This window comes from Rhodococcus sp. BP-349 (genome assembly GCF_019835845.1).
Taxonomy (GTDB): Bacteria; Actinomycetota; Actinomycetes; order Mycobacteriales; family Mycobacteriaceae; genus Rhodococcoides.
Window position 1 is genome coordinate 139,777 of record NZ_JABUDR010000002.1, and the last position, 16,759, is coordinate 156,535.

13 protein-coding genes are annotated in these 16,759 nt (G+C 68.4%); 3 read left to right on the forward strand and 10 right to left on the reverse strand.

From position 1 onward, the window contains the following. Nucleotides 1–11: 11 nt before the first annotated feature. Nucleotides 12–2,066 (reverse strand): PhoX family phosphatase, encoded by a 2,055-nt coding sequence (locus HQ325_RS11085; RefSeq protein WP_222629470.1) that lies wholly within the window; start codon nt 2,064–2,066, stop codon nt 12–14. Nucleotides 2,067–2,219: 153 nt separating this feature from the next. Between HQ325_RS11085 and HQ325_RS11090 the strand changes: the two genes are divergently transcribed. Continuing rightward, nucleotides 2,220–3,050 carry an alpha/beta fold hydrolase gene (locus tag HQ325_RS11090; protein ID WP_222629472.1) on the forward strand — a complete coding sequence of 277 codons (831 nt, stop codon included), beginning with the start codon at nt 2,220–2,222 and terminating at the stop codon, nt 3,048–3,050. Nucleotides 3,051–3,096: 46 nt separating this feature from the next. Here the strand turns inward: HQ325_RS11090 and fdhA are convergent, their stop codons facing one another. The 3 genes from fdhA to HQ325_RS11105 all read right to left on the reverse strand — a co-directional run bounded on the left by fdhA (nt 3,097) and on the right by HQ325_RS11105 (nt 7,007). Continuing rightward, on the reverse strand, nt 3,097–4,317 hold the full coding sequence (fdhA, locus tag HQ325_RS11095; RefSeq protein ID WP_222629474.1) for a formaldehyde dehydrogenase, glutathione-independent: 1,221 nt from the start codon (nt 4,315–4,317) through the stop codon (nt 3,097–3,099). A gap of 110 nt (nt 4,318–4,427) precedes the next feature. Continuing rightward, nucleotides 4,428–5,183, reverse strand: coding sequence for an amino acid ABC transporter ATP-binding protein (locus HQ325_RS11100; protein ID WP_056440906.1), 756 nt, complete (start codon nt 5,181–5,183; stop codon nt 4,428–4,430). Nucleotides 5,184–5,186: 3 nt separating this feature from the next. Continuing rightward, on the reverse strand, nt 5,187–7,007 hold the full coding sequence (locus tag HQ325_RS11105) for an ABC transporter substrate-binding protein/permease (protein WP_222629475.1): 1,821 nt from the start codon (nt 7,005–7,007) through the stop codon (nt 5,187–5,189). 190 nt (nt 7,008–7,197) lie between these two features. Between HQ325_RS11105 and HQ325_RS11110 the strand changes: the two genes are divergently transcribed. Next, on the forward strand, nt 7,198–8,562 hold the full coding sequence (locus HQ325_RS11110; RefSeq protein WP_222629476.1) for an ammonium transporter: 1,365 nt from the start codon (nt 7,198–7,200) through the stop codon (nt 8,560–8,562). Nucleotides 8,563–8,565: 3 nt separating this feature from the next. On the opposite strand, the gene HQ325_RS11115 is transcribed toward HQ325_RS11110, so the two are convergent. The 4 genes from HQ325_RS11115 to HQ325_RS11130 all read right to left on the reverse strand — a co-directional run bounded on the left by HQ325_RS11115 (nt 8,566) and on the right by HQ325_RS11130 (nt 14,279). Next, nucleotides 8,566–9,333, reverse strand: coding sequence for an LLM class F420-dependent oxidoreductase (locus tag HQ325_RS11115; RefSeq protein WP_027505998.1), 768 nt, complete (start codon nt 9,331–9,333; stop codon nt 8,566–8,568). Nucleotides 9,334–9,385: 52 nt separating this feature from the next. Continuing rightward, nucleotides 9,386–9,904, reverse strand: coding sequence for a TIGR04338 family metallohydrolase (locus HQ325_RS11120; RefSeq protein ID WP_222629478.1), 519 nt, complete (start codon nt 9,902–9,904; stop codon nt 9,386–9,388). Beyond that, the gene (locus tag HQ325_RS11125; protein WP_056440912.1) at nt 9,901–10,716 is read right to left on the reverse strand and encodes a DUF2786 domain-containing protein; all 816 of its coding nucleotides are present in this window, start codon (nt 10,714–10,716) and stop codon (nt 9,901–9,903) included. The genes HQ325_RS11120 and HQ325_RS11125 overlap by 4 nt, the downstream gene beginning before the upstream one ends. Nucleotides 10,717–10,829: 113 nt before the next feature. After that, nucleotides 10,830–14,279, reverse strand: a complete 3,450-nt coding sequence (locus HQ325_RS11130; RefSeq protein WP_222629479.1) for a BREX system ATP-binding domain-containing protein — start codon at nt 14,277–14,279, stop codon at nt 10,830–10,832. Between the two features lie 132 nt (nt 14,280–14,411). On the opposite strand from HQ325_RS11130, the gene HQ325_RS11135 reads away from it, so the two are divergent. Continuing rightward, complete coding sequence (locus HQ325_RS11135; RefSeq protein WP_222629480.1) at nt 14,412–14,954, forward strand: hypothetical protein; 543 nt, start codon at nt 14,412–14,414, stop codon at nt 14,952–14,954. 67 nt (nt 14,955–15,021) lie between these two features. Here HQ325_RS11135 and HQ325_RS11140 read toward each other — a convergent pair whose 3' ends face one another. Beyond that, a complete protein-coding gene (locus HQ325_RS11140) occupies nt 15,022–16,113 on the reverse strand; it encodes an inositol-3-phosphate synthase (RefSeq protein WP_027506003.1) in 1,092 nt (363 codons plus the stop codon). Continuing rightward, nucleotides 16,106–16,744, reverse strand: coding sequence for a PadR family transcriptional regulator (locus tag HQ325_RS11145; RefSeq protein ID WP_261778216.1), 639 nt, complete (start codon nt 16,742–16,744; stop codon nt 16,106–16,108). Before HQ325_RS11145 ends, HQ325_RS11140 begins: the two co-directional genes overlap by 8 nt. Between the last annotated feature and the right edge of the window lie 15 nt (nt 16,745–16,759).

A 16,759-nucleotide genomic window follows, 5' to 3' on the forward strand; every position in this document is an offset into this window, starting at 1 on the left:
CAGGGAGAAGGTCAGACCTTCCACACCGCGACGACCGACGGACGGGGCTGCGAATCGCCACCGTCGGGCCAGTGCGAGGCGGGGGCGTCGGCACTGGCGTCGTCCTCCTCGCCCGGGTGCTGCACGCTCACGACGACACGCTGCTCCTGCACGATCGGACCGCAGGTCTCGGCGCCCTTCGGCACGGTGAGGAACTGCTTCGTCTGGCCGCGGCGGTCACCGTCGAGAACCACCGAGAACAGGCCGTCGTTGGAGTCGAGGGCGTTGCCGTCCGTCGAGACCCACAGGTTGCCGTCGGCGTCGAACGCCAGGTTGTCCGGGCACGAGATCGGGCTGACCTGCGACTTGTCGAAGCCACCGAAGTAGGTGTCGGCGGCTGCGGGATCGCCACAGACGAGCAGGAGGTTCCACGTGAAACTGGTCCCGGCGTGGTCGTCGTCGAGCTCGAGGACCTGGCCGTTCTTGTTCTTGTCCCGCGGATTCGCCTCGTCGGCGGCGGCCTTGCCCTCGGTGCCTCGGTTCGAGTTGTTGGTCAGCGCCACGTACACCTTGCCGGTGACGGGGTTCGGCTCGAAGTCCTCCGGCCGGTCCATCTTGGTGGCGCCGACCTTGTCACCGGCGAGGCGCGTGAAGACGGCGACCTCCTCGGCGGACATGCCGTCGACCAGGGACTCGCCGCGGCCGTCCTCGCCGGTACGCAACAACGGGATCCACTCGCCCTTGCCGGCGAACTGTCCCGTCGTCGGGAGCTTTCCGGAGCCGTCGATCTGGTCGGGCGCGTCACCGGAGAGCGTCGCGACGTAGAGGGTTCCGGCGTCGAGAAGCGTCACGTTGGACCGCAGCGCCGCAGCGCCGGTGCCCTGCATCATCTTCCGGCTGGAGACGAACTTGTACATGTAGTCGAAACGCTCGTCGTCACCGCTGTAGGCGACCACGGTGCCGTCGTCGGTCACGTGGATGGTCGCGGCCTCGTGCTTGAACCGGCCCAGTGCCGTGTGCTTGATCGGCGCTGCGGTGGGATCCCACGGGTTCACCTCGACGACCCAGCCGAAGCGATTCACCTCGTTCGGCTCCTGCGCCAGATCGAAGCGCTTGTCGAATCGCTCCCACTTGCGCTCGGACGCAGCACCTTCCACGCCGTAGCGCGCCAGACGCTCGGCGACCACGGGGTCGGTCACACTCTCGGCGTTGGCGAAGTACTGGTTGATGTTCTCCTCGCCGGACAACACGGTGCCCCACGGGGTGACGCCACCGGAGCAGTTGTTGAACGTGCCGAACACCGTGGTGCCGGTGGGATCGGCGGAGGTCTTGAGGAAATCGCTGCCGGCCGCGGGTCCGGTGAGGACGAACTCGGTCGATCCGGTGATGCGACGGTTGTAGCGGCCCATCTGCGGGGTGAGCTTGCCCGAGCCGTTCTCACCGGTCACCTGGACCACCGAGAGACCGTGGGCGGCAAGGCCGATGGCCACCTGTTCCGCCGTGGGGTTCTCCGCGTCGTACCCCTTGAAGAGGAACGGTTCCGTCGTGTACTCGTGGTTGACCACCAGCAGGTACTCGGTGGACGACCCGTCGATCGGCAGCAGACCCGCGAAGTCGTTGTTGAATCCGAACTGCTTCTCCTGGGCCGCCGAGGTCTGGTTGTCGAAGTCGAAGGCAGGCGCACCCTCGACCACCGGGTCGCCCCACCGGATGACGACGGCCTGCTCGTACCCCTCCGGGACGACGACTGCGTCCTCGGTGTTGGGCGCGACGGCGGTGAAGTCGAGTCCACGCGGCTCCGGGGTCGGGGTGGCCGACGCGGTGGTGGCCGTGCCCGAGTCCTCCGTGCCGCAGGCGGCGAGGGCGCTGGTGGCGCCGACGGCCAGCACGGCCATCGCACTACCGCGCAGGATGCCGCGGCGCGTCATCGCCGTCTTGACGATGTCGCCGAAGTACTCGCTCGACGACGTGTTGGGCACCTCGTGGAAGCAGGCGTCGCCGCACTTGTACTTGCACGTCAGCGACGACCGTGAGGAGCTGCCGTCGTGCTGATGGGAGACGATCAGGGGAAGCGGAATCGTGGTCACCGGTCGACCGTAGGAGTGCCGGGCAAAAGGCAAAGGGAAGGTAAGCAACTCCCCGGGTGCAGGGAGGTGAACGGTGGGCGAACGGGTGTCGTCGGGCCCCGGTTCGGGTAGACCGAGAGCGACGCGGAGACACCGCGACGAAGGAGGCACGACATGCCGATGCTCTCGGTGGGAGTCGAGAACGACGCCCCGATCGACCTGCACTACCAGGACCGAGGCGAGGGCGCGCCGGTGGTGTTGATCCACGGCTGGCCGCTCAACGAGCGGTCGTGGGAGCCCCAGATCGTCGCACTGCTCGACGCGGGCCACCGCGTCGTCACGTACGACCGGCGTGGATTCGGCAGCTCGGCGCAGCCCGAGTCCGGTTACGACTACGACACGTTCGCCGCGGACCTGTCGGTCCTGCTGGAGACGCTCGACCTGCGGGACGTGACGCTGGTGGGCTTCTCCATGGGCGGCGGCGAGGTGGTGCGCTACCTCGCGAAGTACGGCAGCGACCGCATCGCGAAGGCGGTTCTCGCCGGTGCTGTTCCCCCGTACCTCTACAAGTCCGAGGACAACCCCGACGGCGGCCTCGACGACGAGACGATCGCGGGTTTCGAGAACGGCGTCGAGGAGGACCGCAACGCCTTCCTCGACGGCTTCGCCACCAACTTCTTCAGCGCGAACGGCCAGCTGAAGGTCTCGGAGGAGGATCGTCAGTACGCGGTGGACATGGCGGCCGAAGCGTCGACACCGGCGATCCTCGGGTGCATCGAGGCGTTCGCGCGCACCGACTTCCGTGAGGACATGCCGAAGATCGACGTCCCCACCCTCGTCATCCACGGCGACGCGGACGCCGTCGTTCCGTTCGAGGTGAGCGGCAAGCGCTCACACGAGGCGATCGCGAACAGCACCCTGGTACTCGTCGAGGGCGGCCCGCACGGGTTCAACACCTCGCACCCGGATCGGTTCAACCAGGAACTGCTCGCGTTCCTGGGCTGACGCGCACTCGCGAGGTGGGCGCGACAGCCCACCTCGCGAGAGTCGGTCAGGCCGCGCCGAGGAGCCCGTGGGGGTCGAGCACGAACTTCGTGGCCTCACCGGAGTCGAAGTCGGCGTAGCCCTGCGGAGCCTGCTCGAGCGAGATGGCGCGGGCGTTGACGGCCTTCGCGATCTGCACGCGATCGTGCAGGATCGCCATCATCAGGCCGCGGTGATACTGCATCGTCGGGCACTGGCCGGTGGCGAACGACAACGACTTCGCCCAGCCGGTGCCGAGGCTCAGGGACAACGCACCGACCTTGGCTGCCTCGTCGGATGCGCCGGGATCGCCGGTGACGTACAGCCCCGGAATGCCGAGCGCACCGCCCGCGGTGGTGATGTCCATGAGCGAGTTCAGCACTGTCGCAGGCGCTTCGGTGGCAGAGCCGTCACCGTGACCGCGTGCCTCGAACCCGACGGCGTCGACGCCGCAGTCCACCTCCGGCACCCCGAGCAGCTGTTCGATCTGATCCTTGGGATCGCCCTTGCTGACATCGACCGTCTCGCAGCCGAAGCTGCGGGCCTGCGCCAGGCGACTCTCGTTGAGATCACCGACGATGACGACCGCAGCGCCGAGCAGTTGCGCGCTGGCTGCGGCGGCGAGCCCGACCGGACCGGCGCCGGCGATGTAGACCGTGGAGCCCACGCCCACCCCGGCGGTGACGCAGCCGTGAAAGCCCGTGGGGAAGATGTCGGACAGCATGGTCAGGTCGAGGATCTTCTCCATGGCCTGGTCGCGGTCCGGGAACTTCAGCAGGTTCCAGTCCGCGTACGGCACCATGACGTATTCGGCCTGGCCGCCGACCCAGCCGCCCATGTCGACGTAGCCGTAGGCGGCGCCGGGACGGTCAGGATTGACGTTCAGGCAGATTCCGGTCTTGCGCTCCTTGCAGTTCTTGCATCGGCCGCACGCGATGTTGAACGGGACCGAGCACAGATCACCCTGCTTGATGAACTCCACGTCGCGACCGACTTCGATGACCTCGCCCGTGATCTCGTGCCCGAGCACCAGACCCTCGGGTGCCGTCGTGCGGCCGCGCACCATGTGCTGGTCGCTGCCGCAGATGTTGGTGGACACCACCTTCAGGATCACTCCGTGCGGGCACTCGCGCCCCACACTGGCCGGATTGACTCCCGGCCCGTCCTGCAACGTGAAGCTGGGGAAGTCGATGTCGATCACCTCGACCTTGCCCGCTCCGGCGTAGGCGACGGCTCTGTTGTCGGCCATGTGTTCTGCTCCCGTTCGATGTAGAGCGCCGACATGCTCGAGTGCGAATGTCGGCATCTCTCTACCGTACGCGGGATGCTGTGCGCCGCGTCACATTCGCGGCTCGGGGATCAGAGCACCTCGGACAGGAACCTCTGCAGTCGCTCGGTCTGCGGGTCGTCGAACAGCGCTGCGGGCGGGCCCACCTCGACGGCACTGCCGTGATCCATGAACAGCACACGGTCGGACACCGAGCGGGCGAAGCCCATCTCGTGCGTGACGACGACCATCGTCATGCCGCCGGTCGCGAGGTCCGCCATGAGGGCGAGCACGCCCTTGACGAGCTCCGGGTCGAGGGCCGACGTGGCCTCGTCGAAGAACATCACCTGCGGTTCCATGGCGAGTGCTCGCGCGATGGCCACGCGCTGCTGCTGACCGCCGGAGAGGTTGCCCGGGCGTGAGCCCGCTTTCTCCTTCAAGCCCACCTTGTCGAGCTGGGCGAGCGCGGCGGCGTGCGCGTCGTCCTTGCTCAGTCCCTTCAACTTCCAGGGACCGAGCGCGACGTTGTCGAGGACGGTGCGGTGCGGGAACAGGTTGAACTGCTGGAACACCATGCCGATGCGCTGGCGCAGCGCGTCGGGATCGTCCTTCAGCACCGAGCGCCCGTCGAGCAGGATGTCGCCCTGCTCGGGCTCGTGCAGTCGGTTGAGCACGCGCAGGAGCGTGGACTTGCCCGACCCGGACGGTCCGATGACCGTGGTGGTGGCTCCTGCGGCGACGTCGATGTCGACGCCGCGCAGGACCTTGTTGGTGCCGAAGGACAGGTGCAGGTCACGGCCGGCGAGTGAGACGCCGGTCAACGGCTCGGTCGAGGGTGCGGTGGTCATGTGTCAGCCTCTTTCCACGACGATGGCCTGCTCGACCGGGTCGAGTGTCTGCTCGGCCTTGCCGACGCGCAGACGCTTGTCGATGTAGTTGACCAGGTGGGTCAGCGGGACGGTCATCGCGAGATAGACGAGTCCGGCCGCCACCAGGGGTGACAGGTTTCCGGTCTGGGCGTTGAGGTCACGACCGACGGCGAACAGCTCGCGCTGCGTGGCCAGCAGACCCAGGAAGTAGATCAGCGACGAGTCCTTGATCAACGAGATGAACTGGTTGACCAGGGCCGGCAGGACGCGTCGGACACCCTGCGGAACCACGACCAGGCGCATCGAGCGTCGATAGCTGAACCCGAGTGCACGCGCTGCCTCGATCTGCCCCTTCTCGACGCTCTGGATGCCGGATCGGAAGATCTCGCCGATGTACGCGGCCGCGAGCAGCGACAACGCCACCGCACCGAGCCAGTACGGGTTGTTGCCGGTGAGTCCACTGACGACGGGTCCGATGCCGAGACCGATCACGAGGATGATCACGACGGCGGGCAGTCCGCGGAAGATGTCGGTGTAGACGCGCGCCGGCCAGCGCAGCCAGCGGGTGCGGGACAGGCCCGCCAGTGCGAGCAGCATGCCGAGAACCGTGCCGATGATGCCCGATGCCAGCGCCAGGATCAGGGTGTTCGGCAGGCCGGTCTTCAGCAGGTCCGGTAGCGCCTGCTTGTAGAGGTTCCAGTCGAAGAACGTGTCGCCGAGCTGCTCGAACGTCGACTTCGGCGCGACGGCCTGCGCGGCCGGGGCATTCGCGTCGTTCTCGGCGGCGATGGCCGCGAAGTCGGGAAGCTCGGGCTGCGGCGCTGCCTTGCTACCGGGCTCGAATCCCTCCGGGAGTTCGCGCGGCACCCAGTCGGAGTACAGCTGCGCCCAGGTCCCGTCCTCGATGATCGCGTCGAGGCCGGAGTTCAACGCGTCGATCAGCGGCTGGTTGTCCCGCGCGACGGCCCACCCGACGAAGTTGTTGAGGCTGAACGTGTTCTGCGTGATCGCGGTGCCGTCCTCCGGCTTCACCAGGCCCTCGGCCTGCTGCGACGGTGCGACCCAGGCGTCGATCTGTCCGGTGCGGAGATTCGCGTACGCGGTGTTGTAGTCGGGGAACTTCACCGGGTCCAGGCCCAGGGTGTTGACGACGTAGTCGTCCTGCACCGTTCCCTGCACGACGCCGATACGGGTGTCCGGCCCCAGGTTCTCGAAGGCGGTGATCGGTCCGCCGGCCTTCGCGACCAGGGAGAAGTAGCCGAAATCGTAGCCGTTGGTGAAGCCGACCGTGTTGCGCCGCTCGTCGGTGGTGGTGATGGACGAGGAGCCGACGTCGAAGCGTCGGCCGGCGACCTGCGCGAGCAGACCCGAGAACTCGGTGCCCGAGAAGTTGATCTGCAGACCGAGCTTGGCGGCGACGGCCTTCAGCAGCTCGTTGTCGTAGCCGGTGTAGGTGCCGGAGCCGTCGACGCAGATGCTCGGCGGCGCATCGGAGAGTGTGCCGACGGTGAGCTGGCCGGGCGTGATCAGTCCGAGCTGCGAGGTGTCGATGCGGTCGAGGGGCGTGACCGACGGCGTCGTGTACCGATCCTCGGTCGCGGCGGCGGCCGCGGCGTCGAAGTTGGTCGGCGTGGACGACGCGCTGTCCACACCGGGTGGTGAGCACAGTTCGGTCGGTGCCGCGGCAGCGGACGAGCCGTCCGACGAGCCGCCGTCCGAGGTGCCGCAGGACGCGAGGAGGACGGCGAGGAGAAGTGTGGAGACGAGGACGATGAATTTCCGTCCCACGCGGTGCGCAAGCATGAGATGAACACTAGGGCTCACGTGCCGGGAGCACCGAAACGTCGAACGCGCAATGGTTGTGCTCAGTGATCTGTTGCCGGTGATCGCCGTGGGGACCGCTCCGACCAGGGGTCTAGTCTCCGTCGGGGCGCACGTCACCGACTATCCAGGACGCCTGGAGGGTGTGCGCCGGGGGACGGAAGGTGTTCGTATGTACTCCAGTCTCGAGTACCCGCTGACGGGCGCTCCGGATGCCGGCAACACGGCGTGGGTTCTGGCCAGTGCCGCGATGGTTCTGTTGATGACTCCGGGGCTCGCGTTCTTCTACGGCGGCATGGTGCGCGTGAAGAGCGTGCTGAACATGATGATGATGAGCCTGTCGGCCATCGGGGTCGTGTGGGTGCTGTGGGTCCTGTTCGGGTACTCGATGGTGTTCGGCGACGACAGCGTCGGTGGGTGGATCGGGGACCCGACGCAGTTCGCCGGCCTCACCTCGTTGATCGGCGGCAGCTTCGGAACCGGGGGCGGCGCGGTCGAGATCCCGCTGGTGGGAACCGTTCCGGCGCTCGCCTTCGTCGCCTTCCAGGCAGGCTTCGCGATGGTCACCGTGGCGCTCGTGTCCGGCGCAGTCGCCGACCGGATGCGCTTCATGCCGTGGGTGATCTTCGCCGGCCTCTGGGCGACACTCGTCTACTTCCCCGTCGCACACTGGGTGTTCGCGTTCGACGGTGTCACCGCGGAGACCGGGGGCTGGATCGCCAACCAGCTGAAGGCCATCGACTTCGCCGGAGGCACCGCGGTGGAGATCAATGCCGGCGCGGCCGGACTGGCGCTCGCCCTGGTCGTCGGCAAGCGTCGTGGGTGGCCCCGCGAGGCGATGCGGCCGCACAACCTGCCCGCCGTCATGGTGGGTGCCGGGCTGCTGTGGTTCGGCTGGTTCGGCTTCAACGCCGGATCGTCGCTCGCGGCGGACGGCGTCGCCGCGGTCGCGTTGGTCAACACGATGGGCGCGGGCGCGATGTCGATGGTGGCGTGGCTGGTGGTCGAGAAGATCCGCGACGGGAAGGCCACATCCTTCGGCGCGGCGTCGGGCGTCGTCGCCGGTCTGGTGGCGATCACGCCGTCGTGCACGGCCGTCACCCCGATCGGCGCTCTGGGCGTCGGCGCTGCTGCCGGTGTCGCCTGCGCCCTGGCGATCGGCCTCAAGTATCGCTTCCGGTACGACGACTCGCTCGACGTGGTCGGAGTGCACCTGGTCGGCGGCATCGTCGGCACGCTCATGATCGGCCTCCTCGCGAGCAGCGACATGCCGCCCGGTGTCGACGGCCTGTTCTACGGCGGTGGCGTCACGCAGCTCGGTCGACAGGCCGTCGCCGTGGTCGTCGTTCTCGCGTACGCGTTCCTGGTCACCGCGGCCATCGCCACGGTGCTGAAGCTGACCATCGGGATCAGAGCGGATCCGCAGCACGAGACGGATGGCATCGACGAACACGAGCATGCCGAGTCCGCGTACGAGTTCGCCTCCTCGCACGGCGGACACGGCAGCTCGGGCCTGTTCGGAAAGCAGTCCGGCTGACTGTCAGCCCTGGTGCGACCGCGCCCAGGAGATCGCACCGGTCAGCTCGGTGAGGTCGTAGTCGGGGCCGTTGACGCCGACCGTGAAGAGCGTGGCTCCGGCGTCGACGAAGGCCTGGGCGTCGTCCGCGCCCGGCCACGCCACTGATCGCTCGATCTGCGACACGTCGCGGCCGACGGTCTCACCGTGTCCGGCCAGGACCTCGGACTTGTGCTTCAGCGCGTCCAGGTCGGCGAAGCTGTGCCAGACGTCGGCGTAGCGGGCGACCATCTTGAGCGTCTTCTTCTCACCACCGCCGCCGATGAGAATCGGGATGTGGCGAGTGGGCGCCGGATTGCCGACGGCGAGACGAGACGTGATGCGGGCGAGACTCTCGTCGAGCAGTGCCAGGCGTGAGCCGGCGGTGCCGAAGTCGTAGCCGAAATTGTCGTAGTCCTTCTGGTTCCACCCGGCGCCGATGCCGAGGATCAGCCGTCCTCCACTGATGTGGTCCACGGTGCGCGCCATGTCGGCCAGCAGGTCGGGATTGCGGTACCCGCCGCCGGTGACGAGCGCGCCGATCTCGACGTTCGAGGTCTGCTCGGCCCAGGCGCCCAGCATCGTCCAGCACTCGAAGTGGGCGCCGTCGAGGTCGCCGTACAACGGGTAGAAGTGATCCCAGTTGAAGACGATGTCCACGCCGGCGTCCTCGGACCGCAACACCGCGTCGCGGATGAGGCCGTAATCGGGGGCGTGTTGGGGCTGAAGCTGAACTCCGATGCGAACGGACATGTGTGATCCTTCGGTGAGTGCGCTGGCTGTCGCTTCCATGGTGCCCGGCCTGTCAACCGATGCGCACTCCACACGAGTGCATCGTCGCGCGGAGGACGAAACCTGCCTCGGCGCCGATGATCTCCGAGACCAGGGTGAGATAGCGATCGACGAACGCGCCGCCGTGGGCCGGTTCGCGGTGGTCGTCCGGATCGCCGGGTTCGAGATGGTGCGCGATCTCGTGCAGCACCACCATCTCGCGCAGGGCCCAGGCGCGTCCCCGTACGTGGAGTGGGACAGCGATGGTGGCGGTGTCGACCTCGTAGTGCGCGGCGCCCGCGCCCGAGCGGGCCCGGACCCGTACCGGGACGGCCGCGCGTGGCCACTTGCTGCGCACCCAGTCCAGAGCGGTGACGCCGTCGACGTAGGTCTGGACCGAGTCGAGCGAGGCGAAGCGCCGCTCGATCGGCAGGGTGACCGTGGATCCGAGGATCTCGACGGTGCGCAGGCCGCGTTCGTCCGCGCGGTCGAACATGGTGCGGACCTGATGCTCGGCGTCGTAGACGCGGGAGCGCTGGCTGTCGCGGGTCACCGTTCGAGTTGTCCTCGGGGGCCGCCGATCTCGCTCTGATTGCCCAGGCGTGCACGTCGACCGGCGTGGTCTCCGGCTCGGCGAGCCTCCGACGAGTACGAGCGACCCGAGCTGCCGCGCCAGGTACCCCGGGCGGTGGAAGCGGACCGGTAGAAGTCGCGCAGCTCGATCTCCTTGTCACGCAACACCAGTGCGGTGCCGGCCTCGGGAGCTTCCGTGGCGACCGCCTCGGCCTCGGCCTCCTTCTTGACGGCGGCCAGACGCTCGCCGACCCGGTGCGCGAACGCGGTCTGGAACTCGATCCTGGCAGTGACGCCGGCGAGCGGCGCCCGCTCGACCGTGCGATAGCGCCGGCGTCCTCGGACGACGGTGACCTCACGGTCCACGGTGGCGTCCCGGTACGCACCCGACGAGATGTACGTGTCGCTCGCGCGCACCATCTGCACGAGCAGGCTCGCGTACAGGGCCTCGCACGTGTCGATGTCGCTCTCGAACCCGTACGCGAACACCTGCGTCGACGACTGCGCCACGTCGCACTGCACGTCGTTCGCGCGGGCGATGGCCACGAACAGCAGGACGTAGGTGCGCAGGCCCTTCTTGCCGTGCTCCCCGATGTGGACGACGCGCTGCACCGGCGTCGCCCGCTTCTCGCGCGAGGCGGTGTGCGAGCGTGCCACGGCCAGATCGACCGAGGCGGCGGTCGCGAGACGCTGCGCGGCCTCCATGAACGCCTCGGCCTCGTGGGGATTGTCCGTGGACTCGGCCTGACGCAGAAGCCCACCGATGCGGGCCACCATCCTGTCTGAACTCACGGGCCGAGAGTACGCCCGGACCAGCCGTGAGCCGGGTCCACCGAGCGTCCCCGGGGACGGCCGTCCACAGGCGCTCGCAGGGTCTTGCGGACGGCCGCGTCGGCGAGTAGCAGTCAGCGCTCGGAGTTCTCCACCAGTGCCGCGACGGCGTCGATGCGCCGCCGGACCGCCGAGGCTCCGATGACGTCCGCACGAGTGCGGGCCGACGCCAGAGCGCGAGTCGCGAGCCGTCCGGTGCGGGCGTGTTCGATGCGGAGACCGAGATACGCGTCTTCCGCGCTCCATCCCTCGAAGCCGCGGGCGACGTGCAGGCGCCGCGCGGCGTGCAGATGGCGACCCGCTCGCTCGACGTGACCGGTGGCCAGGGACGCGTCGGCCAGGTGGTGGTGCACCACGCCGAAGACGCTCGGGGCAACCGACACGGTCTGCTCCGCGTAGGGCAGCAACCGTTCGTACACGTCGGTGCACACCAGTGTGTTGCCCACCGTGGCACCGGCGCGGGCGATGAAGGTCATCGACATCAGCCAGAGCATGTCCGGGGCGATCGCCGCGAGCCGTTGCCCGTCGTACCAGTCCATCAGCTCGCGCGCCTCGTCCATGCGTCCGACGTCGGCGAGCGAGGACGCCACGACCGGGCGGAACGCCGGGATCAGGTCGAACATCGTGGCCATCTCGTCGCGCCGATCCGCGAAGTGCCGGAGATCTCCGCGCATCGTCCGGAGGGTGAGGATCGACGTGTGTTCGCGGCCGTAGGTGTGGCTGCCGAGCGCGGCGTCGGGCGTCTCGCAGATTCGTGCCAGCATGGTCTCGGCGCGCACCAGTCGTCCTGCCGACACGTCCACGCCGAACTTGGAACACACCATGGCCCAAGTCATCTCGGGGTCGTCCGCGAGATCTGCCCGGGTGACCGCGCCGAGTGTCGAGGCGGCGCCGCCGAGGTCGCCGAACGCCTGCTGGGTCCTGGCCAGGATGGTGGCGGCGGACGGATCGCGATGCCGCCGAGACGATGTCGACTCCAGCTCGACGAGGCGTGTCATCGCCTCCTGGCGCAGATCCCAGCACTGGGGCACCAGGAGGCACCACAGCATCGCGCGCAGCGCCGACTCGAGGGCACTGCGGTCTCCCACCGAATGCGCGAGCGTCACAGCCTGTTCGAGAAGGTCGCGGCGTTCCTTCCAGTCATCGGTCCAGCTCAGCTCCATGGCCAGTAGTACCAGAACCTTGGCCGTGGCGGCGCTGTTCGCGCGGCCGGAGTCCTCGAGGACGTGCAGTGCGTCGTGCAGGCTGTCGAGTCGTTCCGGCAACGGGTCGAACATCTGGAACAGGCCCGCACCGCTGATCGTGTCCGCCAGCGTCGCGTCGACCTGCAGGTCGACGTCGCCCAGTCTCCGCGCCATGGCGATCGCGTCGAAGAGAGTGGCCCGGTAGGACCGGTCGATGCACTTGCGCTGCGCCCGGCCGAGGTCGATCAGCAGTCGGCACCGCTCTCGGGAGTCGCCGTGCGGCACCATCTTCCGAAGGGCGGTCCGGTACCCCACCACCGCGTCCTCGTACGCGGACACCGCGTAGGCGGCGTCGCCGGCACGCCGTGCGTAGAGCGCGGCCTCGGAGCGGTCGGAGTCCAACGCCCTGCCGAAGTGGTACGCGATGCGCGCGAGTTCGTCGGCGGTGGTGTCGGCGCCGAGATCGACCAGGGCCCGAGCCACGTCGGAGTGCATCTGCGCTCGCCGCGACCCGGGTATCGCGTCGTACAGAGTCGACTGCACGAGAGCATGTCTCATCACCAGCTCGTCGTCGGTGTCGCCGGCGACCAGGAAGTTCACGGCCAGCAGTTCGTCGAGGGTCTCGGCGAAACGGAGATCGGACGGGATCGTCGAGGCGGCCCGCAGCAGCGGGCGCGAGACGGTCACCCCGGTCACCGCGCACAGTTCGAGCAGAGTGACTGCGTCACAGCTGAGTTCGCGACTCGCGAGACGCACCGCGTCCGTGACCGTGAACGGGAGCGAGCCGCCGGGTTCGCGCTCGTGTGCCGCGATCACGGCCGCGACCAGCAGGGCGGAGCCACCGGTCCGTGCCACGATGGCCTCGGGGTCGAGGGTCGAGTTCTGCTCGCGGAGGAGGTCGTGCACCGCGGCCAGAGACAGTCCGCCCAGGGTGATCTCGCGGAACCCCGCCGACAACCGGGTGACGTCGAGGGTCGCCTGGAGTTCCGGGGACACGAGGTTCTCGTCCCGCACGGTGGCGAGGATGCAGAGTCGATCGTTCCGCGTCGACCGCGCGAGATGGCGGACCAGGGCGGCCGTCGTGCCGGAGGCCCACTGCAGGTCGTCGATCACGAGCAGGGTCGGGGCCTGTCGAGCGGGTCCGACGAGCCACCGCTGCACCGCGTCGGACGCCCCTGTGCGGTCGTCGTCCACGTGCGGGGGGATGAGGTCCCCGAATCGACGTGCCGCCCCGGGGATGATGCCGAGGATGTCGGCGCCGTTGGTCCGCAGCCACTGACGCGCTCCGATGACGCCGCGCGAGTCGAGGTCGCGGGTGACCGCCTCCACGAACGGTTCGTACGGGATGGTCGAGTGTTCGCTGCAGCGACCCGACACCACGTCCGTCCCGGCGGCGCGGGCACGCTGCATCACGGCGCGGGCGAGTGACGTCTTCCCTGCCCCCGGCGGACCCGAGACCAGGAGAAACCGCCCCTGACCGGCAGCGGCCGCCTCGAGGTCCTCGACGATGCGGCTCATCTCGACATCGCGTCCGACGAAGGCGGATCCCACCGGCGGCTCCTCGCGCTGCGGTGGGGTGGTCTCGGTGTCGTCCTCCAACAACTCCAGGTACAGCGACTGGGTCTCGCGTGAGGGGCTCACCCCGAGCCGGTCCGCCAGCACCGCTCGGCATCGCGCCGCCGCCCCGAGAGCCTGTCCGCGGTCCCCCAGTGCCACGTAGCCACGCATGGCGATGCGGTACGCGCTCTCGCGCAGGGGGTCGGCGGCCAGCAGGGACTCCGCGGAGGACACGGCGTTCTCGTACGCACCGAGATCCATCGACGCGGTGGCGTCCGCTTCGAGGGCCGTGAGCCGCAGGTCGTCGAACTCCCGCCGGACGTCGTCCGCCCACGCGCCGTTGGCTCCGACGAGCACGGGTTCGGCGAGCAGACGCAACGCCGTCCGGGCATCGCGGGCGCGGTCCGCGGGCGACCCCTCGCTGCGACGGCACGCATCCCGGATCTCCTCGAGATCCACCGTCGTGTCGGCCGGGAGGATCAGTCGCACCATGCCGGTACGGGACACGATCGACGTACCCGCGATGTCGGCGGCGTCGAGCACGTCCCGCACCTTCGAGATCACCCCGCGCAGTACCGAGTTCCAGGTCCGGGGCCGCTTCTCCGGCCACAGCAGGTCCGCCAACTCGTCGTGCGAGACCTCGCGATGGCGATTGAGCGTCAGATACGACAGCAGTTCGACACAGCGCGGCCCGCCGATGATGCGGGGATCGACCACCCGAGGACCGCGCTCGACGGTGACGGCACCGACGAGTCTGATGGAGGCGGGTGAATCACTCGTCACCTTGCAAGCCTAGTCAGCCGGGCGTATTCGCGCCGCATACAGGCACTTTTGCACTTCGTGTGCAGGCGTCGGGCACGGTGAGAGAGAAGAAATCGGCCGACCCGGCCGGCGCACGACCCTCAGGAGCGACCCATGCCTCGAACCTCCGTCACGGCCTGCCTGGTGGCGGGGTCCGTCGCCTCGCCCCTGCGTCCGCAGCGGAGCCACCGACTGGGTTCCGGCCCGTCCTGCGGTACCGCGGACGTCGCGTCCGACGGGATGTTCACCTACTCGCGTACGGCGTCGGTGGACCGGTGGGAGGACGACCCGTCGTCGTTCGGCTCCGACCGCTTCACCATCGTCGTCACCGACGGAGACCACGAGGTGGGGGAGATCGTGATCCGGCCGGTGTTGTCCACGAGTGCGACGGAACCGATCACGGCCGTCGGCGTGGTCACCACCGAGGGCACCGTCGTGACGTACGAGCACGACGCGGCGGCGTCCGCACGTCGCCGACCGCTCACGGAATCGTCTCCTCCGCGGGGGCCGCGCGTGACGGGTGCGCATCATCGACTCGCCGTCGTCCGCTTCGGTACCGACACCTGCGATCAGACGTTCCAGGTGTTCGTGTCCGACGGTGTCCGCGGCACCACGTCGTACCTGCTCGGCGTCCCCGACGGCCCGCTCGACCGGTGAGACGCCGACGGGGTCGCCGCGGCCGAGTGATCGACCGTGACGACCCCGTCGGGACGTTCGAGAGTGGCTACTGCTCGTCGGAGCCGATGATGAACGCCTCGAGCTGCTGACGAGCGATGTCGTCGGCGAGCTGCTTCGGCGGGCTCTTCATCAGGTACGCGGACGCGGGCACGACAGGTCCGCCGATTCCACGGTCCTGAGCGATCTTCGCGGCGCGCACGGCGTCGATGATGACGCCGGCGGAGTTCGGGGAGTCCCAGACCTCGAGCTTGTACTCGAGGTTGAGCGGGACGTCACCGAACGCGCGACCCTCGAGGCGGACGTAGGCCCACTTGCGGTCGTCGAGCCAGCCGACGTGATCGGACGGGCCGATGTGCACGTCCTTCGCATTGAACTCACGCTGGAGGTTGGACGTGACGGCCTGCGTCTTCGAGATCTTCTTCGACTCGAGGCGCGTGCGCTCGAGCATGTTGAGGAAGTCCATGTTGCCGCCGACGTTCAGCTGCATCGTGCGATCGAGCTGGACGCCGCGATCCTCGAACAGCTTGGCCATGACGCGGTGGGTGATGGTGGCACCGACCTGGCTCTTGATGTCGTCGCCCACGATGGGCACACCGGCGTCGGTGAACTTCTTGGCCCAGACCGGATCGGACGCGATGAAGACGGGCAGCGCGTTGACGAACGCGACCTTCGCGTCGATGCAGGCCTGCGCGTAGAACTTGTCGGCTTCTTCGGATCCGACGGGCAGGTAGGAGACGAGCACGTCGACCTTCGCGTCACGCAGTGCCTGCGCCACGTCGACGGGCTCCGCGTCGGAGATCTCGATGGTCTCCGAGTAGTACTTGCCGATGCCGTCGAGTGTCGGGCCGCGCTGGACGCTGACGTCGCTCGGGGGCACGTCGGCGATCTTGATCGTGTTGTTCTCGCTGTTGAAGATGGCTTCGGACAGATCGAAGCCGACCTTCTTGGCGTCCACGTCGAACGCGGCGACGAACTCGACGTCGCGGACGTGGTACTTGCCGAACTTCACGTGCATGAGGCCGGGAACGGTGGTGTTCTCGTCGGCGTCCTTGTAGTACTGCACGCCCTGAACCAGGGACGACGCGCAGTTACCCACGCCCACAATGGCCACGCGCACCGCAGTGCTGTTGTCACTCATGGTCGGGTTCTCCTTCTTTTCCGTATCGGGTGGCCGGAGCCGACGTGCTCTCCGGGTGTGCCACGGCCGAGGTGTCGGTCGTGGGTGCGGGCGGTGGACTCTCCGAAGTGATCGCCATTGCCTCGGCAGCGATCAATTCGTTGAGCCACCGCACTTCGCGCTCGCTCGACTCGAGGCCGAGCTGATGCAATCCGCGCGTGTACCTGTCCAACGACCCACTTGCTCGGCCGATGGCGTCGCGGAGCCCCTCACGGCGCTCCTCGACCTGGCGACGCCGACCTTCGAGTATCCGCATCCGCGCCTCAGCGGGGGTGCGCCCGAAAAAGGCCAGGTGTACGCCGAATCCATCATCTGTGTAGTTCTGCGGACCCGTGTCCGCGACCAGCTCGGTGAACCGAGCTCGGCCGGCCGGCGTGAGTTCGTAGACGCGACGTGCCCGACGCTTGACGGCGCCCTGGACTCCGGGGTTCTCGACGATGAGCCCGGCCGCCTGCATACGACGCAAGGTGGGGTAGAGCGAACCGTACGAGAAGGCCCGGAAGGCACCGAGAAGTCCGGTGAGTCGCTTACGAAGCTCGTAGCCGTGCATGGGTGTCTCCAGGAGCAGGCCGAGGATCGCCAGTTCGAGCATGTGCGGTCCCCTTCC

Excerpts from the sequence above, each read along its gene's own strand:
- fdhA (WP_222629474.1), bottom strand. The coding sequence starts at position 4,317 with ATGGCCGACAACAGAGCCGTCGCCTACGCCGGAGCGGGCAAGGTCGAG.
- HQ325_RS11135 (WP_222629480.1), top strand. The coding sequence starts at position 14,412 with ATGCCTCGAACCTCCGTCACGGCCTGCCTGGTGGCGGGGTCCGTCGCC.
- HQ325_RS11110 (WP_222629476.1), top strand. The coding sequence starts at position 7,198 with ATGTACTCCAGTCTCGAGTACCCGCTGACGGGCGCTCCGGATGCCGGC.
- HQ325_RS11115 (WP_027505998.1), bottom strand. The coding sequence starts at position 9,333 with ATGTCCGTTCGCATCGGAGTTCAGCTTCAGCCCCAACACGCCCCCGAT.
- HQ325_RS11140 (WP_027506003.1), bottom strand. The coding sequence starts at position 16,113 with ATGAGTGACAACAGCACTGCGGTGCGCGTGGCCATTGTGGGCGTGGGT.
- HQ325_RS11145 (WP_261778216.1), bottom strand. The coding sequence starts at position 16,744 with ATGCTCGAACTGGCGATCCTCGGCCTGCTCCTGGAGACACCCATGCAC.
- HQ325_RS11105 (WP_222629475.1), bottom strand. The coding sequence starts at position 7,007 with ATGCTTGCGCACCGCGTGGGACGGAAATTCATCGTCCTCGTCTCCACA.
- HQ325_RS11090 (WP_222629472.1), top strand. The coding sequence starts at position 2,220 with ATGCCGATGCTCTCGGTGGGAGTCGAGAACGACGCCCCGATCGACCTG.
- HQ325_RS11100 (WP_056440906.1), bottom strand. The coding sequence starts at position 5,183 with ATGACCACCGCACCCTCGACCGAGCCGTTGACCGGCGTCTCACTCGCC.